The following is an 18,363-nucleotide window of genomic DNA, read 5'->3' as shown; positions in this document are numbered from 1 at the left end:
CGTCGTCTCGGCCATCTTTGTTGCGGTCGGGAAGTTCAACGCAAACCAAGGAGAACGTCATGAGGAAGATCATTCTGGCCGCGGCGGTCCTGTCGGCTCTGACAGGTTCGGCGTCCGCATTGTCGATCGGTAGCGGCAACGGCAATGGCAACGGCAACGTTGGCGTCGGCAACGGCAACGGCAACGGCAACGCCAATACCGGCGCCTTCAACGGCAACTTCAACGGCAATGGCAATTTCGGCTTCGGCAACGGCAATGGCAACGGCAATGCCAATGCGGGCGCCTTCAACGGCAACTACAACGGCAACCTCAATGCCGGCGCCGCCAACGGCAACGGCAACGGCAACGGCAATTTCGGCCTCGGCAACGGCAACCTGAATGGCAACGGGAACTGGGGCATCGGCAATGGCAATGTCAACGGCAACGGCAACTGGGGCATGGGCAACGGCAACGGTAACGGCAACGCCAACCAGTAGCGTCGAAAGGCGCTGAAGCTTCTGGGATCGCCGGGCCACGCGCCCGTCCCCCGCGCGAGGCTGTCGCGACAGATCGCCGGCGATCCCAGTCCTTTTGAGGCAGTGGGGTACGGAAGGAGTTCGCACATGAAACCGAGCGTCGTATCGGCACTATGCCTTGGCCTGCTAAGCGCGACCGCCGCGAAGGCCGCCGACAACCGCACGACAGGCGCCCAGGCCTTCAGCATGTCACGCGTCCAGCAAAGCATCGGCCACTACGGCCAGTCCATCGGTTCAGATGTCCGCGGCATGAATCCGCTCGGGTTCGCGGGCGGCAATGTCGGTTACAAGAACAGCGGCACCGGCAACGTCGGCGCCTTCAATAGCGGCACCGGCAACGTCGGCGCCTTCAACGGCAACGCCAACACATCGTCGACCAGCGGAAATCACAATGTCGGCGCCTTCAACGGCAACGGCAACACCGGCGAGTATGACGGCACCGGCAACGTCGGCGCCTTCAACGGCAACTTCAACGGCGGCTCCTTCAACGGCAACGGCAACGTTGGGGCCTTCAACGGCAATTTCAATGGCCGGGGAAACCGCTGATGGCCGCGGCGCGACCATCAGTTTGCGTCCGGCACGGCAACCGTCGGGTCGGGGCGAGGCTGTTAACGGGAAGCGGCCTCGCGCTCGGCATGCTGTGCGTCGCCAACGTCGTCGCTGTCGCCTCGATAGCGGACAGGATCGCCGACTTTCCCTTTGGCCGCGGCCATATCGGATTTGCCGATGGCCTGGCCAACAGCGATACCTCGAGCGGTAACGGCAAAGGCGGCAGCTTCAACGGCAACGGCAATTCCGGCAGCTTCAACGGCAACGGGAACGCCGGCAATTTCAACGGCAATGGCAACGCCGGCAGCTTCAATGGCAACGGCAATGGCGGCAGCTTCAACGGCAACGCCAATTGCGGCAATGGCTTCGGCAACGGATTTTCATCCGACGGCAATGGCAATGGGAAGGATGAGGGAGACCCACCTGCCTGGTGCCGCTTCCTGAGGGATCTGAATGGGCGGTTGGGGCTGCCGCCCGGCACAATCCCGGACTTCGACTGACCGGAGCCAGCCGCGCACGCGCTCGGGCGGCATGCACCGTCGATCGGATGACGGCGTCAGGTCCTGACTTCGACGATTGCCGTCAGGAAGCCGGCAAGGTCGTCGGTGACGAAATCGACATCGTCCTCATTGGCCGGGTCGCGTTCCCAGATCTCCGAAAAGGTCGGCTCGAAATTGCGTGGCACCACCAGTACCGTGGTCATGCCCAGCGATTTCGGCACCGAGAGATTGCGGGCCAGATCCTCGAACATCACCGCATTGTGACCGGTGACGGAATGCAGCTCGGCGAACCGTTCATAGGTCTGGCGCGCCGGCTTGGGGTTGAGCCCCGCCGCAACGATATCGAAAATGTCGTCGAAGTGGTCGAGGATGCCGAGCTGTCGCGCGGTGCGCTCGGCATGCCTGCGGTCGCCATTGGTGAAGATGAACTTGCGGCCGGGAAGCTGGCGGATCGCGGCCCCGAGCACTGGATCCGGCACCAGCCAGGAATAGTCGATGTCGTGCACCTTTTCGAGGAAGTCGTCCGGGTCGATGCCGTGACGCGTCATCAGGCCGTTCAGCGTCGTTCCATACTGCTGGTAGAGTTCCTTCTGCAGCTTGCGCGCCTCGTCGCGCGGCAACGTCAGGAGCTCGCCCACATAGGCAGTCATCTTCACGTCGATCTGCGCGAACAGGTTCGAATGGTGCGGATAGAGCGTGTTGTCGAGATCGAACACCCAGTCGGTGACGTGGGCGAAGCGGGCGGGGTCTGGCTGCGTCGTCATGCGCTCCTTATGGCACGAAACAAAATCTCTGGCTGGGATTTATCCACAACTTATGCGCGTCGCTTTCGATGAAATGGCGCGTCGTTTCAAATTTTAGCCATCGCCGAAAGGTCACCTTCAGCGCTTGCTGGCACAGAGGCGGTTCTGTGGGGAGTCAGCGATGAATCGCCTATTTCTGAAGTCCGCCGCCGTTGCTTGCGCTTCGGTAGCCGTCTCGCTTCTGTTGACGCTTATAATCGTCCCCGCATTGGGTCTCTCGGTCAACCGCGCCATATGGCTGACGTCGACGGTCTTCCCGCTGGTGCTTGCCTGGATCGCCAGCGCAACAACCTTCTGGCAGGGCGACAGATTGAAGAGCGCGCATCGCGATCTCGCCCGCGCGCATGCCCAGCTTGCCGCCGCGCACCGGCGCCTGTCGGAAAAGGCGAGCCGCGACGACATGACCGGCATGCTCAACCGCGAAAGCTTCTTTGCCGCACTCGACGGCTCCCGGCGCAAATCCGATCGCGGCGCGCTGCTCATCATCGACGCCGATCACTTCAAGATGATCAATGACAGCTACGGCCATCTGACCGGCGACGAAGCGCTGCTGCTGATCGCCAGCGCCATCGAGCGCGGCGTGCGCAGTGGCGACGTGCTCGGCCGGATCGGTGGCGAGGAATTCGCCGCCTTCCTGGTCGGCGCCACCGCGCAGGAGGCCAAGCGCGTCGCCGAGCGTATTCGCCGCGAGGTCGAGCTGATCCGCTTCCGTCCGGTCGACGAGCGCACCGTGCCGCTCACCGTCTCCATCGGCGGCACCATATGTGGCGAAGGCGTCAACGTCTCCGAGCTTATGCGCGCCGCCGACCAGCGGCTCTACGAGGCGAAGCATCGCGGCCGCAACCTGTCGATCCTCGATCGCGATGTCTCGGAAGCCGCCTGAGATCAATCGGAGCGCACGCTCGCACCGGCACGCGCCTGCGAGGAATTCCTAACCATGTTCGCATGCAACCACGACGTTTACCCGGTTGTGGCAAGGTATCGGCTAGGGTTGGCACGAAACTGGCCTGTCCTGGCCGGCGTGTGCCGTTCGGGGAACGTCATGCGTGGATCGAGGTCCCCATCGAAAGACGTATCATGAGCTTCTTCGTCAAGAGAATGTCGCGCCGCGCAATCGTGCAGGCGCTGATCGCGCTGCCGGCCCTGTCATTGTTCCGCAACCAGCCCGTCGTCGATCCGGACGAGATCGTCGAGGTCAATGGCTGGATCCTGAAGCGGAGCGATCTCGCGTGATCTTCGACAGCTACGAAGCCTTCCGTGCGGCGAATTTCGCCGCCAAGGCCTGCATCCTCGGCTCCGGCCCGGCGGGCACCACGATCGCCAGAAAGCTCGGCGCTGCAGGCATTCCTGTGGTCGTGCTGGAGGCCGGATCGCGCGAATTCAGCGACGAATCGCAGGATTTCTACCGCGGCACCACTGTGGGCGATCCCTATTTCGATCTCGACATCACGCGGCTGCGCTTCATGGGCGGCTCCTCCAATCACTGGGCCGGCTGGTGCCGGGTGCTCGACAGCCAGGATTTCGAGCCCAAGGCCTGGGCGCCGGACACCGGCTGGCCGATCAGCCGCGCCGACATCGAGCCCTATCTGGCGGAAGTCCACGACATCCTCGAGCTGCCCGACTTCCGACCGGATGTGCCAATCTCGGACGACATCCGTTGGGTGCAGCTGATCAAGAGCGGTGCAGTGCGCTTCGGCGAGAAGTTCGCTGACGAGCTGGACAAGAGCAAGAACATCGCCGTGGTGCTCAACACCTATGCCACCGAACTTGCAGGCGACGGCAGGCGGGTGAGCGGCGCCCGGCTGTGGTCGAACGGCCAGGACGCCGGCGTCTTCAGCGCCGACTACTTCATCGTGTGCACCGGCGGGCTGGAGAATTCGCGGCTGCTCCTGTGGTCGAACCAGCGCTCGAATGGCGGCGTGGTGCCGAACGCGGAAGCCCTCGGCCGCTACTGGATGGAGCATCCGACCTTCGAGGGCGGCAACGCCATCCTGGCGGACTATGGCGAGTTCGAGGTCGATGCCGTCAACGAGGCCTTCTTCTCGCCGACGCTCACCGCCATGGAGCGGCTGCAGATCCTGAATTTCGGCATCAGGCTCATCGAGTCGCCCTATCCCAGTGTCAAGCGATTGATCGCCGACCTCGCCTGCACGGCACCCGACATGGCCGAATGGATGTCCGCCAAGCTCAGCCAGCGCCTGCGTTGCGCCGCCCAGCTCTATGTCGCGTGGGAACAGGCGCCGCTGGCCTCGAACCGGATCGCGCTGTCGAAGACCGATGTCGACCACGCCGGCGTGCCGCGCATCGAACTGCACTGGAAGAAGTCCCCGCTGGAACGCCGCACAATTCTCGAAGGCCTCAGGCTGTTCGGCAAGACGCTGGCCGAGAAGAACCTTGGCCGGGTGCGCATCGCCGACTGGATCCTCAATGGCGGGGACTATCCGACGAATGAGGAGACGGCCGGCCACCACCATATGGGCGGCACGCGCATGGGCACCGATGTGACCAAGAGCGTGGTCGATGCCAATTCGAAGGTGCACGGCATGGACAATCTCTATGTCGGCGGCTCCTCGGTGTTCTGCACCTCGGGCGAATGCAATCCCACCACGACCATCACCGCGTTGGCCTGCCGGCTTGGCGATCATCTGAGCAAGATCATCGCCGTCTAGGCAATTCCAGGAAAAGTGCGTCGCGGTTTTCCGTCCGGGAGGAAATCAATCATTCGGAAGAAGCAGGCGGCGCCGGCAACCCGACAGGCCGCCGGCGCCGCCCTGGCGCGCCTTTGGGGGAATTGTTCCGCCGCCGGGCTTAAAGCCCGTAGACGGCGATGCGCACCAGCACCGCTGCTGCCGCCAACGCGACCAGCAGAATGCCGAGGCCGATCGGCGAACCCCAGCCGTACCATTCCATCGCCAGCTTGGCGTATTTGAACTCCTCTTCGTGCGAGAGGGGAGTCCGCTGCTGAATCATGCTCATTTTCTGCTCCTTGTCGGCGACCGGGCCTTGCCTTGCGCAAGCTGTGGTCGCATATTGCTACTGTACGTCTTAATGTTAGACAATTTGATAGTTAGATGATCGAAATAAAATCGTCAAGCACGAATCGAACCGATATGACGGCCACCATCAGCCAGGCCATCATGCGCTGGCAGGATGCGACCCAGGCCTATGACGAAGCGGTTGGAGCGAGGCTCGGGCTGAATGCGGCGGAGCGCCAATGCCTCGGCCTGCTTTATGGCGGCCCGCAATCGGCGGGCGCGGTGGCGGTGGCGACCGGGCTGACGCCGGCCGCCGTCACCGCTCTGATCGACCGGCTCGAGGCGCGCGGCTTGCTGACGCGCACACGCAGCTTGGAAGACAGGCGCAAGGTGGTGATCGAGGCGACCGATCTGACCCGCGAGCTGTCGGCGCGCTATTATGGCGCGATCGCGCGGGACGGGGAAAGGCTGATCGCAAGCTTCAGCGACGCCGAACTGGCCGCCGTCCAGCGCTTTATCACCGCCGCGCTCGACCTGCAGCGCGAGCAGCTTGCCCGGCTGAAGGCCGAGGCGGCGGATGCCGGCTGATCCCGGCAGCTTGCTGACCCAAGTGGCAGCTTGCTGATGACAAGTGGCCGCAAATACTCGGAGCGGTCCAACCGCCTCATTGGCGACTGAACCGCTCCCTAGGTCGGCTGGGCGACGCCGACTTCAAAGCGCGACGCGCTGAAACGGATTCAGGCGCCGCGCTACAAGCACTTATCTTGATGCATGTCGCCCAAACCGCTGCGCGCTTTGGGCGACATGCACTAGACCGTCGCCGGGTCGAGCGCCGGCTTGCCCTTATGGCGGGCGACGATGCCGGCGAGATCGGCGCTACCGAAGGCATCGCGCAACACGTCGAAGGACGGCAGCACGAAATAGGCGCGCTGGAACTTGTCGATCTCGTAGCCGGTGCGCATCACCGTCTCGAGGTCGAACGGCACGTGGTGGGCGTCCTTGCCCTCGATGGCGAACTGCAATTCGGTGAACGACGACATCAGTCCGGCGCCGAAAGCCTTCACCGGCTGGCCGGGTTCCCGGATCAGCCCATATTCAGCGCTGTACCAGTAGAGGCGGGTGATCATCTCGTCGCCGCCAAGCGCGATCAAGTCCTCCGCCTTCTGGCCATACATCTGCATGAAGTCAGCGAAGACCGGCTGCGTCAGGATCGGCACATGGCCGAAGAAATCGTGGAACATGTCGGGCTCGACGATGTAGTCGAGCTCCTCCTTCGTCCGCAGCCAGTTGGTGACCGGGAAGCGGCGGTTGGCGAGATGGTCGAAGAAGGGCGCGGCCGGGATGAGGCCCGGCACGGCGACGATCTCCCAGCCGGTCAGCTTGCGCAGCTTCTCGCTGATCACGCCGAAATCCGGGATCCGGTCGAGTAGGCCGAGTGCCGCGACGCCGTCGAGATAGGAGCGGTGCGCGAGCTTCTGCGTCAGCTTGGTCTGGCGGTCGCACAGCGTGCGCCACACCGCCTGCTCGTCGGCGCTGTAGTCGTAGCCCTGCGCCACGGTGAAATCGGCACGGCAGACCGAATAGTCGCCGCGCAGCCCCTGCGCCGCGCAGTCGCGGGCGTAATCGGCAACGCTGATCGTCATGGCTGTTCTCCTCGCGAAATCATGACTGGGTCAATTATTTCCGAAGCTTAGCCCGAGACCGCGAGGCAATTCCGCTTTGATCATGGCCTGCTTGCGCAATTCGAGGTAAAAGACGCTATCGAAAGGCTGTTGGAGAGTGAAAATGCCTCAGTTTGACGATTTCGAGATCAAGATGCTCGATATCCTGCAGCGCGACGGACGCAAGCCCGTATCGGAGCTGGCGCAGGAGATCGGCCTGTCGACCACGCCGTGCGCGCGGCGTTTCGAGGCGCTTCAGAGCGCCGGCATCATCAAGGGTTTCGCCGCCGTCCTCAGCCGCCGCGCCGTGGGCCTGATGGTCGAGGTGTTCATCCAGGTGCGGCTCACCAGCCACAGCGACGGCTCGCCGGAAAGCTTCATCGCCGCCGTGCAGCGCATGGACGAGGTGTCCTCCTGCTGGACGATGACCGGCGACCATGATTTCCTGCTGCATGTGATGGTGCCCTCGGTCGACGACCTCAACGCCTTCGTCATGCACCGGCTGATGCGGCTCTCCGGCGTGCGCGACGTGCACACCCAGCTCGTGCTGCAGAACATCAAGGGACCAGGCCACGTGCCGCTCGCGCATCTCAGGCGGTAGCGGCCGGCGCGCCATTCCTGCGGAAAAGCTGCACCGAAACTGCTGAAGCAAGCCAACTCGCCATCCAGATCGACGGTTAGGACCAGCGGATCGCCACCGCAAAGGGTCCGCCATGAAAATCGTGCTGATCAACCCGCCGCACACCGCCATCGGCAGCCGCGTGCCGGACGACCATTTGCCGCCGCTCGGCCTTTTGGCGCTCGGCGGTCCGCTGCTCGACGCAGGCCATGAGGTGCGGCTCGTCGATGCCGAATTCGGGCCAATGCCGCTTCCGACGCTGGTTGACGACGCGCTGCGCGGCGATCCCGACTGCATCCTGATCGGCCATTCCGGTTCGACGTCGGCACATCCGACCGCGTTGCGGATCGCCAGGATGGTCAAGGTACGCTCGCCGCGGACGCTGGTGATCTATGGCGGTGTGTTTCCGACCTACCATTGGCACGACATACTGGCCGCGACCGATGCCTTCGATTTCATCGTGCGCGGCGAAGGCGAGGCGACCATCGTGTCGCTGGTCGAGGCGTTGGACCGGCGCCGGCCGCTCGCCGATGTGGCCGGCATCGCCTATCGCGACGACCTCGACCGTCCTTTCGCCACGCGCCCCGCAGGCACGATCGTCAATCTCGATGCTTATCGTGTCGGCTGGGAGCTGATCGATGTCAGACGCTACAGCTATTGGGGCGGCAAGCGCGCCGTGGTCATGCAATTCTCACGCGGCTGTCCGCATCTGTGCAACTACTGCGGCCAGCGCGGCTTCTGGACCCGCTGGCGCCATCGCGATCCCGTGAAATTCGCGCGCGAGATCGCCTGGCTGCACCGTGAGCATGGCGTCGAGCTGATCAATCTCGCCGACGAGAACCCGACGTCCTCGAAGAGAGCCTGGCGGGCCTTTCTCGAGGCCATGATCGCCGAGAGCGTGCCGGTGCTGATCGTCGGCTCGACCCGCGCCGACGACATCGTGCGCGACGCCGATATCCTGCATCTCTATCGCAAGGCCGGTGTCATCCGCTGGCTGCTCGGCATGGAGAACACCGACGAGGAGACGTTGTCATTGATCCGCAAGGGCGGCAGCACCGCGTCCGACCGCGAGGCGATCCGGCTGCTCAGGCGGCACGGCATCTTATCGATGGCGACGTGGGTGGCCGGATTCGAGGACGAGGGCTTTCACGATCTGTGGCGCGGCTTCCGCCAGCTCATCGCCTACGATCCGGACCAGATCCAGGCGCTCTATGTCACGCCGCACCGTTGGACGCCGTTCTTCCGCATCGCCCGGGATCGCAGGGTGATCCAGACCGATGTCCGGCTTTGGGACTACAAGCACCAGGTGCTGAAGATGACGCGGCTGCAGCCGTGGATGCTGTTCTTCAGCGTCAAGCTGATCGAGCTCGCCGTGCAGTCGCGGCCGAAGGCGCTGGCGCGCGTCCTGTTCCATCGCGATCCCGAGCAGCGCCATTCGATGCGGTGGTACACGAAGATGGGCCGCCGCGTCTGGTTTCGCGAAGTCTGGGGGTTCCTGGTCCGCGACCGCCGCGTGACGGACGGACCGAGCCTCGCCGAATTCTGGGGCGCGCCGCAGGACGCCGAGGAGGAATCGATGATTTTTCAGCGTCCGGCGCCAAGGCCGACGGCTTCGGCTATGGGATCGCTTGAGCAGAAAAAATTAGCCGGCTGATTATAGCGATTGGCCGTTTCTCGGAAACGGCGAACTTGCCGCGTCAGGGCACGATCAGGGTGCCGGCGCCGTGCTCGGTGAACAGCTCCAGCAGCACCGAATGCGGCGTCTTGCCGTTGAGGATGACGACGCCCTCGACGCCGCGCTCGATCGCCTCGATGCAGGTCTCGACCTTCGGGATCATGCCGCCCGACACGGTGCCATCCCTGATCAGCGCCTTGGCCTCTGAGACCGTCAGCTCGTCGATCAGCTTCTTGTTCCTGTCGAGCACGCCGGGCACGTCGGTAAGGAACAAGAGCCGCGAGGCCCTGCAAGCGCCGGCAATCGCCCCGGCGAAGGTGTCGGCATTGATGTTGTAGGTGTGGCCGTCGCGGCCGGGCGCCACCGGCGCCAGCACCGGGATCATTTCGGAGCGGGCGAGCAGGTCGAGCAGCGTGCGGTCGACCTCGACCGGCTCGCCGACGAAACCGAGATCGAGCACCCGCTCGATGTTGGAGTCCGGATCGATCATGGTCTTGCGCGCCTTTTCGGCGAACACCATGTTGCCGTCCTTGCCGCACAGCCCGATCGCCCATTCGCCTTCGGCATTGATCAGCGCCACGATCTCCTTGTTGATCGAGCCGGCCAGCACCATCTCGACGATCTCGACCGTCTTCTGGTCGGTGACGCGCAAGCCCCCCTCGAACTTGGATTCGATGCCCATCTTGTTGAGCATGGCGCCGATCTGCGGTCCACCGCCATGCACGACGATCGGATTGACGCCGGACTGTTTCAGCAATGCGATGTCGCGGGCGAACGCCTTGCCGAGCTCGCTGTCGCCCATGGCATGGCCGCCATATTTCACCACGACCGTCTTGTTCTCGTAGCGCTGCATGTAGGGCAGCGCGCGCGAAAGCAGCGCGGCCTGCATTTCGGCGGTGGCGGCGATATCCGTCATCGGTGCGTTCCCAAGTGGCAAGGATGGCGCGCGTCTTAGCGGGAATTGCCGCAGGCCGCAAACGGCTTTGCTGTCACAATCGTGAAATCGTGCTTCCGTTCTCTAGCCCGGCACCTTGAGCGGCGCCCGCCGCTCCAGCCAGCCCGAAATCTTCTCCATCTGCGCGGCGAAGGACAAAAGCGTCTCCTCGTCGCCCGGGCGCCCCGCCGCCTGGATGCCGAGCGGCAGGCCTGCCTCGGTGACATGGACCGGCAGCGCGATCGACGGCTGGCCGGTGACATTCTGGATCGCCGGCCAATGGGTGAACCACAGGCTCTTGTCCATCAGCTGCCCGAGGAACGACTTGGCCCTGAGCAGCCTGGTCAAATGCAGCTTGTCCAGCAGGTTCTCGATGAACTCGTCGGCGCCCTTCGGGTCCATGGCGCCGCAGGCCAGCGGCGGGTGTGCGATGATCGGCATCAGCACCGCATCGTACTGGGCTGTCTCGGCGATCAGCCGGCGCGACGTGGCATTGAGCCGCTGCAGGATCTCATAGAGTTCGCCGGCCGGGATGATATCGCCGAAGCGGCTCAAGACACGCGTGGCGCGCTCGATGTCGCCGGCAACGGAGCGGCCGACGCGCAGCGCCTCGGCGCGCATCGTGCCGGCCACCGCCGAGGTCACCGTCTTGCAGAAGTCGGCCATGAAATCGCGCCCGATATAGGGCAGGTCGATCTCGTCGACCGTATGACCGCCCTCGCGCGCCAACGCGATAGCCGTGTCCAGCGCTTGCAGCGTCTCGGCCGAAATCGGCAGGCCGAGCGGCGACTTGCGGTAGACGGCGAGCCTGAGCTTGCCGGGATCGCGCGCCGCGGCGGCGGCGAAGCTGCCTTTCGGCGCCGGCGCGCCATAGGGCGACAGCGGATCCGGCCCATGCGTCAGGTCGAGCAGCAGCGCCGAATCCCGCACCGAGCGGGCGACCGCGTGGTCGACAACCATGCCGTACCAGCTTTCGCTGGTGAGCGGCGTCAGCGGCACGCGGCCGCGCGAGGTCTTCAAGCCGACCAGCCCGCTGCAGGCCGAGGGCACCCGGATCGAGCCGCCGCCGTCGGAAGCGTGCGCCGCCGGCACCACGCCGGCTGCCACCAGTGCCGCGGCGCCCCCGGACGAGCCGCCTGTGGTATAGCCCATATTCCACGGATTGCGGGTGATGCCGAAGGCCGCCGATTCCGTCATCAGCCTCAGCCCGTGCTCGGGCGAGGTGGTGGTGGCGATCGGGATCAGGCCGGCGGCGAGATGGCGCTCGACCATCACCGAATTGTAGTCGGCGGTGAAAGCCGGGATGCGGCTGCCGCCATGGATCGGCACGCCCCTGAGGCCGATGCCGAGATCCTTCAGCGCGAAGGGCACGCCGGCGAGCGGCAGCGCGCGGTCGACGCTCTTGGCGCGCGCCCGCGCCGCATCATAGAGCGGCTCGGCGATGGCGTTGATGTCGGGGCGCGTCGCCTCGGCGCGCGCGATCGCCGCGTCGACAAGCTCCTGCGGCGAGAGCTCGCCCTTGCGCACCAGGCCGGCCAGGCCGGTCGCATCCTCTTCCCACAGCACCCGTTCGACCGACATCGCCGCTGTCCTCCGCCGGCCCGGAGGCTAGCGGCAGCCGATTTGCTTGGCAACGGCGCGCGAACCCATCGTGAGCAAAGATCATCGCAAGCTTTGAGGGGGACAGTATTGCCTGCGCCGTTGCAAATGTATGGCAATCCTCTAATTTGCCGCCATGGCGCCGCAGGACATCAGCCAGCTGATCGTCCGGACTTCAATGAAGGACCGGGCAGCGTTTGATCTGCTCTACCGGCAGACCAGCGCGAAACTTTTCGGTGTCTGCCTTCGTGTATTGAAGGACAGGGGAGATGCGGAAGAAGCGCTGCAGGAGGTCTTCGTCAAGATCTGGACGAAGGCGGATCGTTTCGCGGTCTCCGATCTAAGCCCGATTTCCTGGCTGGTGGCTATTGCGCGCAATCATGCGATCGATCGCATTCGGGCGCGGCGCGAGCCGGCCGCCTATATCGACGCCGCGCTCAACGTGGCCGATCCGGCGCCGGGACCGGAGGCCATGGCCGTGGCGGGCGGTGAATCCGTGCGCATCTACCATTGCCTCGACGAGTTGGAGAAGGACCGGGCGGCGGCCGTCCGGGGCGCCTATCTGAACGGCGAAAGCTATGCCGAGCTGGCGGAGCGCCATGGCGTGCCGCTGAACACGATGCGGACCTGGCTGCGGCGCAGCCTGTTGAAACTCAGGGAATGCCTGGAAAGATGACGCTGGCAGAGGAAAACGGACCGGAACGTGGAGGCGACGACCTGTTCGCCGCCGAATACGTTCTTGGCGTCCTGGCCGCGGACGAACGCCAGATCGCGTCCCGCCGCATCGAGGCGGACGCCGCTTTCGCGCGCCTTGTCGACCGCTGGGAGGTTCACCTTTCGCCGATGGCCGCCGCCTATCCGGAGACCGAGCCTCCGATCAGGGTCAAGGAGGCGATCGATCGCCGGCTGTTCGCCCAAGAGTCCCGCGCCGGCCTCTGGTCGAGCCTCACCTTCTGGCGCGGCCTCGCCGCCGCCGCCGTCGCGGCGCTCGCGATCGCCATCGCCCTGCCATACATCAACCCGCCTGTCGTCGAGCCGCGGCAGCGGCTTGTCGCATCGCTGGCGGCCGATGGCAGCGACGTCAAATACCTCGTCGTCTACGACGCTGCGCGCCGCGATGTCGGTCTCTCCCTTGTCTCCGGCGAGCGTGCCGCCGGCAAGGACTTCGAGCTGTGGATGATCGAGGGCAAGAACGCGCCGGTTTCGATGGGCGTCATTCCCGCCGGCCAGACGACGCACATGGCCGTCACCCCTGCTGTTGAGCAGAAGCTCGCGCAAGGCGCCGTGCTCGCCGTCAGCGTCGAGCCCATCGGCGGCTCGCCGACCGGCCAGCCGACCGGGCCGGTTGTCGCCGCGGGCGACCTGAAGGGCATCTAGTCTCTTCGAGGATTGAGCGCCCTCCCTGAAAGAATAATCGAAATCTATCCTGCATGAGGTTAGAACGAGAAAAGTTTCTTTCTGGATGCGCGCTCATCAGCGTAATTTCGTCCCGCGCAAGGTCAGATAAAAATTTTTGAGAGCCGGGCGAAACTCGCGCAAGTCTGCCCCGTATCTCCTGGTGTTCCCAAAGACGGGCAACGATATCCAGAGGAGATAGAAATCATGCGTAAATTCGCCACCCTTTTGCTCGCCGGTACTATTGGTCTTTCCACGCTCGGTGCCGCCGCCTATGCCGCCAATCCGATGGTCGGCGGCGCGCCGATGTATGCCAAGAAGAACATCATCGAGAATGCCGTCAATTCGAAGGACCACACCACGCTGGTCGCCGCCGTCAAGGCCGCCGGCCTGGTCGACACGCTGCAGGGCGCCGGCCCGTTCACCGTCTTCGCGCCGACCAACGAGGCCTTCGCCGCGCTGCCCACCGGCACCGTCGAGATGCTGCTCAAGCCCGAGAACAAGGACAAGCTCACCAAGATCCTGACCTGCCACGTCATCGCCGCCAAGGCGATGGCTGCTGACGTCGCCAAGATGGCCAAGGCCGATGGCGGCGCGCACAAGGTCAAGACCGCCGGCGGCTGCGAACTGACGCTCAAGGCCGACAAGGGCAAGGTCACCGTGACCGACGAGAACGGCAATGTCGCCAATGTCACGATCGCCGACGTCCGGCAGTCCAACGGCGTCATCCACGTCATCGACAAGGTGCTGCTGCCGAAGATGTAACAAAGACGCCGCTGCCAGCGAAGACATGGCAAAGGCCTTCCCCGGTTGCGCGGCTCCTCTCCTGTAGGCCGTGCGACTGATCGCTTGCTCCGCGCCGTCCACGTGAAGTGGAGCCGGCGCGGAGTTTTCGTTGGGGGCGTCAACCGCTTTTGATTTTCGCCCGGCGCGAAAATCTGGCAAACCGGCATTGGAGGAATTGTCCCATGAACCGTCGCGATCTTCTCCTGAGCGGCGCCGCGGCCGCCGCGGTCCTAGCCGGCACGGCTGCCTTGCTGCGCATTGGTGGCGCGCCAAATGCCCGCGCCGCCGAGACCTTCGAAGTGACCAAGACCGACGCCGAATGGCGCGCCATCCTGTCCGACGCGGCCTACAATGTGCTGCGCAAGGAAGGCACCGAATATCCAGGCACCAGCCCGCTGCTCGACGAGCACCGCAAGGGCATCTTCGCCTGCGCCGGCTGCGACCTGCCGGTCTATCCCTCGGAGACCAAATTCGATTCCGGCACCGGTTGGCCGAGCTTCTGGCAGGAAATTCCCAAGGCCATCGGCACGACCGCAGACCGGTCGCTCGGCATGACCCGCACCGAGGTGCATTGCCGCCGCTGCGGCGGCCATCTCGGCCATGTCTTCGACGACGGCCCGCCGCCGACCGGTCTGCGCCATTGCATCAACGGCGTGGCGCTGAGCTTCAAGCCGGCCGCCGCCTAAGTGGCGCTTTAGTTCAGGCCGAGAAGCGTGATGCTGGGCTTGGTCAGCATCAGCCAGAAGATGGCGACCACGGCGAAGAAAGCCGGAAAGCCGAACGCGAACCAGACGCGGTAGAGCCGGTCGAAGCCTGGTGGCAGGGCGGTCGCTTCCGCCGCAGCGTGTTTGGCCATGTCGCGCAAGCGGATCTGGATCCAGACCACCGGCAGCCAGAACAGGCCGATGATCACATAAAGCGCCAGTGACAGCAGGATCCAGCCTTCGTTGAGCGGCCAGCCGACGACGCGCGCCAACCCGTACCCGGTCAGCGGCTGCAGCATCACGGCAGTCGCCGTGAAGATGGTATCGGCGACCACCACGATGCCGGCGACATGGGCAATGATGCGGGGGTCGCGGGTCCTGACGGCCATCGCCATGAAGAAGGCGATGCCGATGCCGGTTCCGAACAGCACCGTCGAGCCGAGCACATGGACAAGCCGTAGCACGTCTTCCAGCGCCATCAGCGTTCGTCCAGAATGGCAAGGGCCGTGAGCGCCAGCAGGATCGACGGCACCACTTTGACGAGGGGGCCGAGCGGATCGAGCCAGAGCGCGGGCTCCGCGAATGTAGCGGCAAGCAGGTAGGCGAGCGTCAGCACCAGCATGCCGATCAGGGCGCGCCGCGCCCAGGGCCGGAAGAGCACCGCAAGGCCCAGTGCGATGTCGGCAAGACACGTCACCGCCACCATCGCGCCCGCGGCATGGCCAGGCAGGAAACTTGCGAAATGGCTGCGCGCCGCCTCGAATGCCAGGAACGGCGTGAGGCCGGATACCAGCCAGAACAGCGCCAGCGCGACGATGATCGGCGCCTTCAGCAGATAGAGGCGGGCGAACCATAGATCCTGCACGCCCGAAGGGGCGGCGGCGAGCGTCTCGGCCGCCGACGAAAGGCGCTGGTCTGACCCTGGCTGCCGCCGCACTTCGACACCGCCCGCCATCACCGCAAGTGCGGTCGAGCGGAGCGGCGAGCGCCAGCCGAGCCGGCCGGCGAGATCGGCCAGCCACGTCACCGGCCATGCGGCCATCGGCGGAACGGCAAACACAGGAGCCGGGGGCAAGCCGAGCCAGTTGCGATGCAAAAGCACAAGGTCCTTCAGCGTCAGGCCTTCATCGCCGGCGAGCGAGAGGTCCGAGCCGGAGGGCAAGACGCCGCCGATCGCGGCGCTGACTGCGCCGGCGACGTCGTCGAGCGCGACCGTCGTGACCGGGCTGTCGGCGTAAGCCAAAGGGATCGCCAACGGGAAGGCAGCGAGCGCCCTCAACAAGGCGGAGCCGCCATGCGCATTGCGGCCGAGCACCAGCGCCGGCCGCAGGATGACATGGCGCACCCCGCTTGCCGCGAGCGCCCCGTCGGCCCGCCTCTTGGTGTCGAGAAAGGGCAGGTCGGGGCCGGTTCCCGCTGTGTCCGCCGAGATCTGGACGATCAGCAATTCCCGGTCGCGCGCGGCCTCATAGAGAGCGAGCATCGCTTTTTCCTGGGTGGCCGTCAGGTCATCGGCGAGCCCGTCCTGCAGGGCGCCGGCGCAATTGACCACGGCCCGCTGGCCATACAGCGCGGTCTGCCAGTCCACGCTCCGCGTCATGCCGGCGAGATCGGCCTTCAGCCAGCGGACCTGCGGCATCCTCAGCGCCGCGCGCGCCGGCTCGCGTCCAAGCCCCGTGACCTGGTGGCCTTCCCCCGCAAGTCTTCTTGTGACGGCGGACCCGATGAAGCCGGTCGCGCCGAGAATCAGGACGTTCATGCCGGAACTTTAGCTGAAACCACTTCAGCAGAAACCAGGTCGGATGGCTCTCATCCAGGGCACGATCGCCACCGACGCCGTCGCCGCCAAACAGGTGGACTTAAAGCATGACCCCGGAATCGTCGCCGATTTCCGGGGTCATGCACGAGGGGCGCCAGGCGGGGGTTCCGGCGCGCCTCAATGGCCTCCGCCACTACCGCCGGCCTGGTCGGCCGGCTTGCGGATGAACAGGACGAACAGACCGAGCGTAGCGAACAGCACCGTCAGCATGTAGAACACGTCCATGAAGGACAGCAGCGATGCCTGCTGCTGGACCATGCCGGACAGCTTGGAGATCGCCGCCTTGGTGGCGTCGAGACCGGCGGTCTGCTCGAAGTTCATGGTCATGTTCTGCAACTTCTGCTGCGCTTCGGCGCTGCCCCACTGCACGTGCTCGGCGAGCCTGGCATAGTGGAAGGCGTTGCGGTCGATCAGCACCGTGTTGATGACGGCAAGGCCGACGGCGCCGCCGAGGTTGCGGGTCAGGTTGAACAGACCCGACGCATTCTTCAGCCGCTCCGGCGGCAACGTGCCGAGCGCGATGTTGTTGATCGGTACCATGCACAGCATCATCGAGCAGCCGCGCAGGATCTGCGGGATGAGCAGCTCGTAGAAATCCCAGTCGGCGGTGAGATGCGTCATCCACCATGTGCCGGTGGCGAAGCCGAAGAAGCCGATCATCATCATCAGCCTGAGATCGATCTTGTTCGACAGGATGCCGGCAACGGGCGCTGTGAAGAACATCGCCAGGCCGCTGACGAACAGCGCTTCGCCGATCATCATCGAATCGTAGCCGCGGATGCGGCCGAGGAACACCGGATAAAGATAGGTGAGCCCGTAGAGGCCGATGCCGACGACAAAGGAGAACAGCGAGCCGAAGGCGAAGTTGACGTTGGTGAAGGCGCGCAGGTCGACGATCGGCTCCTCGGCGGTGAAGGCGCGCCAGAAGAACAGCACCGCGCCGATGCTCATGACGGCGGCGCAGATGAACACCGCCTGGTCCTGCAGCCAGTCGTTGTTCGGGCCTTCCTCCAGCACATACTCCATGCAGCCGAGGAAGGCAGCCATGCCGGCGAGGCCCCACCAGTCGAACTTCGAGAACAGCTTGAGGTTCGGCTTGTCGAAATCGATCAGCGTCCAGGCCGCCGTCGCCACCAATATGCCGGGCACGACATTGATCAGGAACAGCCAGTGCCAGGACATCGCGTGGCTGATATAGCCGCCGACCGTCGGGCCGATCGTCGGCGCCAGCGTCGCCACTAGGCCGATCATCGGCGAGACGACGGCGCGGCGCGACGGCGGGAAGATGGTGAAGGCGGCCGCGAAGACGCTGGGGATCATGCCGCCGCCGATGAAGCCCTGGATGGCGCGGTAGACGATCATCTGGTCGATGTTGGTGGCGGTCGCGGCCAGCGCGCTGGCCGCGGTGAAGCCGGCGGCAGCGATCGTGAACAGGACCCGCGTCGACAGCATCCGGCTGAGGAAACCGGACAGCGGGATCATCACCACCTCGGCGATCAGATAGGCCGTCTGCACCCACGGGATCTCGTCCGAGCTGGCGCTCAAGCCCGCCTGGATCTCGGCCAGCGAGGCCGAGACGATCTGGATGTCCAGGATCGCCATGAACATGCCGAACACCATCGCCAGGAAGGCGATGACGCGGCGAACCGGCATATGGTCGGCCGGCAGGGCGGGTGCCGCCAGCCGTGCCGGTATCGATCCTGCGGTGACGGTTGCGGTTGCCATGTCATGGCCTCCCTGCAGCAATTCCGGGAAAGGCGCGCGGCGGCTTTCCGTTCGGAATTGCGTCAAAACAAATACTTGGGCTGGCTGGGCGGCCCGGCGCTCGA

At 64.9% G+C, this 18,363-nt stretch carries 21 protein-coding genes; 13 read left to right on the top strand and 8 right to left on the bottom strand.

What is annotated here, in order from left to right; translation table 11 throughout:
* Positions 1 to 59 precede the first annotated feature (59 nt).
* From EJ073_RS31635 to EJ073_RS31630, 3 genes are all read left to right on the top strand, one after another.
* Positions 60 to 476, top strand: a complete 417-nt coding sequence (locus EJ073_RS31635) for a hypothetical protein (protein WP_189347295.1) — start codon at positions 60 to 62, stop codon at positions 474 to 476.
* A 126-nt stretch (positions 477 to 602) separates the two neighbouring features.
* Entirely contained in the window at positions 603 to 1,061 is a 459-nt protein-coding gene (locus tag EJ073_RS19470; RefSeq protein ID WP_127399766.1) for a hypothetical protein, read from the top strand.
* Complete coding sequence (locus EJ073_RS31630; protein WP_189347293.1) at positions 1,061 to 1,564, top strand: hypothetical protein; 504 nt, start codon at positions 1,061 to 1,063, stop codon at positions 1,562 to 1,564. The genes EJ073_RS19470 and EJ073_RS31630 overlap by 1 nt, the downstream gene beginning before the upstream one ends.
* 56 nt (positions 1,565 to 1,620) lie before the next feature.
* On the opposite strand, the gene EJ073_RS19460 is transcribed toward EJ073_RS31630, so the two are convergent.
* The gene (locus tag EJ073_RS19460) at positions 1,621 to 2,328 is read right to left on the bottom strand and encodes a pyrimidine 5'-nucleotidase (RefSeq protein WP_126057189.1); all 708 of its coding nucleotides are present in this window, start codon (positions 2,326 to 2,328) and stop codon (positions 1,621 to 1,623) included.
* Positions 2,329 to 2,488: 160 nt separating this feature from the next.
* On the opposite strand from EJ073_RS19460, the gene EJ073_RS19455 reads away from it, so the two are divergent.
* The 3 genes from EJ073_RS19455 (at position 2,489) to EJ073_RS19445 (ending at position 5,036) form a co-directional block, all read left to right on the top strand.
* Positions 2,489 to 3,250 carry a GGDEF domain-containing protein gene (locus EJ073_RS19455; protein ID WP_126057188.1) on the top strand — a complete coding sequence of 254 codons (762 nt, stop codon included), beginning with the start codon at positions 2,489 to 2,491 and terminating at the stop codon, positions 3,248 to 3,250.
* A gap of 194 nt (positions 3,251 to 3,444) precedes the next feature.
* Positions 3,445 to 3,600 (top strand): hypothetical protein, encoded by a 156-nt coding sequence (locus tag EJ073_RS19450; RefSeq protein WP_126057187.1) that lies wholly within the window; start codon positions 3,445 to 3,447, stop codon positions 3,598 to 3,600.
* Positions 3,597 to 5,036 carry a GMC family oxidoreductase gene (locus EJ073_RS19445; RefSeq protein ID WP_126057186.1) on the top strand — a complete coding sequence of 480 codons (1,440 nt, stop codon included), beginning with the start codon at positions 3,597 to 3,599 and terminating at the stop codon, positions 5,034 to 5,036. The genes EJ073_RS19450 and EJ073_RS19445 overlap by 4 nt, the downstream gene beginning before the upstream one ends.
* Before the next feature lie 139 nt (positions 5,037 to 5,175).
* Here EJ073_RS19445 and EJ073_RS31625 read toward each other — a convergent pair whose 3' ends face one another.
* Positions 5,176 to 5,343, bottom strand: coding sequence for a hypothetical protein (locus EJ073_RS31625; RefSeq protein ID WP_189347290.1), 168 nt, complete (start codon positions 5,341 to 5,343; stop codon positions 5,176 to 5,178).
* Between the two features lie 95 nt (positions 5,344 to 5,438).
* Here EJ073_RS31625 and EJ073_RS19440 point away from each other — a divergent pair, with 95 nt between their 5' ends.
* Positions 5,439 to 5,930 carry a MarR family transcriptional regulator gene (locus tag EJ073_RS19440; protein WP_126057185.1) on the top strand — a complete coding sequence of 164 codons (492 nt, stop codon included), beginning with the start codon at positions 5,439 to 5,441 and terminating at the stop codon, positions 5,928 to 5,930.
* A gap of 221 nt (positions 5,931 to 6,151) precedes the next feature.
* Here EJ073_RS19440 and phhA read toward each other — a convergent pair whose 3' ends face one another.
* On the bottom strand, positions 6,152 to 6,985 hold the full coding sequence (phhA, locus tag EJ073_RS19435; protein WP_126057184.1) for a phenylalanine 4-monooxygenase: 834 nt from the start codon (positions 6,983 to 6,985) through the stop codon (positions 6,152 to 6,154).
* Between the two features lie 142 nt (positions 6,986 to 7,127).
* On the opposite strand from phhA, the gene EJ073_RS19430 reads away from it, so the two are divergent.
* Together EJ073_RS19430 and bchE are read left to right on the top strand one after the other, a co-directional pair.
* Positions 7,128 to 7,604 (top strand): Lrp/AsnC family transcriptional regulator, encoded by a 477-nt coding sequence (locus EJ073_RS19430; RefSeq protein ID WP_126057183.1) that lies wholly within the window; start codon positions 7,128 to 7,130, stop codon positions 7,602 to 7,604.
* A gap of 112 nt (positions 7,605 to 7,716) precedes the next feature.
* Positions 7,717 to 9,276: a magnesium-protoporphyrin IX monomethyl ester anaerobic oxidative cyclase gene (gene bchE / locus EJ073_RS19425; protein WP_126057182.1), complete on the top strand. Its 1,560-nt coding sequence runs from the start codon at positions 7,717 to 7,719 to the stop codon at positions 9,274 to 9,276.
* A 43-nt stretch (positions 9,277 to 9,319) separates the two neighbouring features.
* On the opposite strand, the gene argB is transcribed toward bchE, so the two are convergent.
* The gene (gene argB / locus EJ073_RS19420) at positions 9,320 to 10,213 is read right to left on the bottom strand and encodes an acetylglutamate kinase (protein WP_126057181.1); all 894 of its coding nucleotides are present in this window, start codon (positions 10,211 to 10,213) and stop codon (positions 9,320 to 9,322) included.
* Positions 10,214 to 10,315: 102 nt separating this feature from the next.
* Entirely contained in the window at positions 10,316 to 11,812 is a 1,497-nt protein-coding gene (locus EJ073_RS19415; protein ID WP_126057180.1) for an amidase, read from the bottom strand.
* Positions 11,813 to 11,966: 154 nt separating this feature from the next.
* Here EJ073_RS19415 and EJ073_RS19410 point away from each other — a divergent pair, with 154 nt between their 5' ends.
* The 4 genes from EJ073_RS19410 to msrB all read left to right on the top strand — a co-directional run bounded on the left by EJ073_RS19410 (position 11,967) and on the right by msrB (position 14,697).
* The gene (locus EJ073_RS19410) at positions 11,967 to 12,506 is read left to right on the top strand and encodes a sigma-70 family RNA polymerase sigma factor (protein WP_126057179.1); all 540 of its coding nucleotides are present in this window, start codon (positions 11,967 to 11,969) and stop codon (positions 12,504 to 12,506) included.
* Positions 12,503 to 13,207, top strand: coding sequence for an anti-sigma factor (locus EJ073_RS19405; protein ID WP_126057178.1), 705 nt, complete (start codon positions 12,503 to 12,505; stop codon positions 13,205 to 13,207). Before EJ073_RS19410 ends, EJ073_RS19405 begins: the two co-directional genes overlap by 4 nt.
* A gap of 225 nt (positions 13,208 to 13,432) precedes the next feature.
* Positions 13,433 to 13,990, top strand: a complete 558-nt coding sequence (locus EJ073_RS19400) for a fasciclin domain-containing protein (protein ID WP_126057177.1) — start codon at positions 13,433 to 13,435, stop codon at positions 13,988 to 13,990.
* A gap of 203 nt (positions 13,991 to 14,193) precedes the next feature.
* Positions 14,194 to 14,697: a peptide-methionine (R)-S-oxide reductase MsrB gene (msrB, locus tag EJ073_RS19395; RefSeq protein ID WP_126057176.1), complete on the top strand. Its 504-nt coding sequence runs from the start codon at positions 14,194 to 14,196 to the stop codon at positions 14,695 to 14,697.
* Positions 14,698 to 14,705: 8 nt separating this feature from the next.
* Here msrB and EJ073_RS19390 read toward each other — a convergent pair whose 3' ends face one another.
* The 3 genes from EJ073_RS19390 to EJ073_RS19380 form a co-directional block, all read right to left on the bottom strand.
* Positions 14,706 to 15,194, bottom strand: a complete 489-nt coding sequence (locus EJ073_RS19390; protein WP_126057175.1) for a DUF2269 domain-containing protein — start codon at positions 15,192 to 15,194, stop codon at positions 14,706 to 14,708.
* Positions 15,194 to 16,474, bottom strand: a complete 1,281-nt coding sequence (locus EJ073_RS19385) for an SDR family oxidoreductase (protein ID WP_126057174.1) — start codon at positions 16,472 to 16,474, stop codon at positions 15,194 to 15,196. Before EJ073_RS19385 ends, EJ073_RS19390 begins: the two co-directional genes overlap by 1 nt.
* Positions 16,475 to 16,651: 177 nt before the next feature.
* The gene (locus EJ073_RS19380) at positions 16,652 to 18,259 is read right to left on the bottom strand and encodes a DHA2 family efflux MFS transporter permease subunit (protein ID WP_126057173.1); all 1,608 of its coding nucleotides are present in this window, start codon (positions 18,257 to 18,259) and stop codon (positions 16,652 to 16,654) included.
* Positions 18,260 to 18,363 lie beyond the last annotated feature (104 nt).

The organism is Mesorhizobium sp. M4B.F.Ca.ET.058.02.1.1 (assembly GCF_003952505.1).
In the GTDB taxonomy this organism is placed as follows: Bacteria; Pseudomonadota; Alphaproteobacteria; order Rhizobiales; family Rhizobiaceae; genus Mesorhizobium.
Note: the sequence above shows the minus strand (reverse complement) of the source record. Positions and strands in the feature narration are given on the sequence as shown.

What these genes read in the sequence shown, in the direction of transcription:
- EJ073_RS19405 (WP_126057178.1), top strand. Translation starts at nt 12,503, where the DNA reads ATGACGCTGGCAGAGGAAAACGGACCGGAACGTGGAGGCGACGACCTG.
- bchE (WP_126057182.1), top strand. Translation starts at nt 7,717, where the DNA reads ATGAAAATCGTGCTGATCAACCCGCCGCACACCGCCATCGGCAGCCGC.
- EJ073_RS19415 (WP_126057180.1), bottom strand. Translation starts at nt 11,812, where the DNA reads ATGTCGGTCGAACGGGTGCTGTGGGAAGAGGATGCGACCGGCCTGGCC.
- EJ073_RS19430 (WP_126057183.1), top strand. Translation starts at nt 7,128, where the DNA reads ATGCCTCAGTTTGACGATTTCGAGATCAAGATGCTCGATATCCTGCAG.
- EJ073_RS19440 (WP_126057185.1), top strand. Translation starts at nt 5,439, where the DNA reads ATGATCGAAATAAAATCGTCAAGCACGAATCGAACCGATATGACGGCC.
- EJ073_RS19400 (WP_126057177.1), top strand. Translation starts at nt 13,433, where the DNA reads ATGCGTAAATTCGCCACCCTTTTGCTCGCCGGTACTATTGGTCTTTCC.
- EJ073_RS19380 (WP_126057173.1), bottom strand. Translation starts at nt 18,259, where the DNA reads ATGGCAACCGCAACCGTCACCGCAGGATCGATACCGGCACGGCTGGCG.
- EJ073_RS31625 (WP_189347290.1), bottom strand. Translation starts at nt 5,343, where the DNA reads ATGAGCATGATTCAGCAGCGGACTCCCCTCTCGCACGAAGAGGAGTTC.
- EJ073_RS19460 (WP_126057189.1), bottom strand. Translation starts at nt 2,328, where the DNA reads ATGACGACGCAGCCAGACCCCGCCCGCTTCGCCCACGTCACCGACTGG.
- EJ073_RS19410 (WP_126057179.1), top strand. Translation starts at nt 11,967, where the DNA reads ATGGCGCCGCAGGACATCAGCCAGCTGATCGTCCGGACTTCAATGAAG.
- msrB (WP_126057176.1), top strand. Translation starts at nt 14,194, where the DNA reads ATGAACCGTCGCGATCTTCTCCTGAGCGGCGCCGCGGCCGCCGCGGTC.
- EJ073_RS31635 (WP_189347295.1), top strand. Translation starts at nt 60, where the DNA reads ATGAGGAAGATCATTCTGGCCGCGGCGGTCCTGTCGGCTCTGACAGGT.
- EJ073_RS19455 (WP_126057188.1), top strand. Translation starts at nt 2,489, where the DNA reads ATGAATCGCCTATTTCTGAAGTCCGCCGCCGTTGCTTGCGCTTCGGTA.
- EJ073_RS19450 (WP_126057187.1), top strand. Translation starts at nt 3,445, where the DNA reads ATGAGCTTCTTCGTCAAGAGAATGTCGCGCCGCGCAATCGTGCAGGCG.
- EJ073_RS19470 (WP_127399766.1), top strand. Translation starts at nt 603, where the DNA reads ATGAAACCGAGCGTCGTATCGGCACTATGCCTTGGCCTGCTAAGCGCG.
- EJ073_RS19385 (WP_126057174.1), bottom strand. Translation starts at nt 16,474, where the DNA reads ATGAACGTCCTGATTCTCGGCGCGACCGGCTTCATCGGGTCCGCCGTC.
- EJ073_RS19390 (WP_126057175.1), bottom strand. Translation starts at nt 15,194, where the DNA reads ATGGCGCTGGAAGACGTGCTACGGCTTGTCCATGTGCTCGGCTCGACG.
- phhA (WP_126057184.1), bottom strand. Translation starts at nt 6,985, where the DNA reads ATGACGATCAGCGTTGCCGATTACGCCCGCGACTGCGCGGCGCAGGGG.
- EJ073_RS31630 (WP_189347293.1), top strand. Translation starts at nt 1,061, where the DNA reads ATGGCCGCGGCGCGACCATCAGTTTGCGTCCGGCACGGCAACCGTCGG.
- argB (WP_126057181.1), bottom strand. Translation starts at nt 10,213, where the DNA reads ATGACGGATATCGCCGCCACCGCCGAAATGCAGGCCGCGCTGCTTTCG.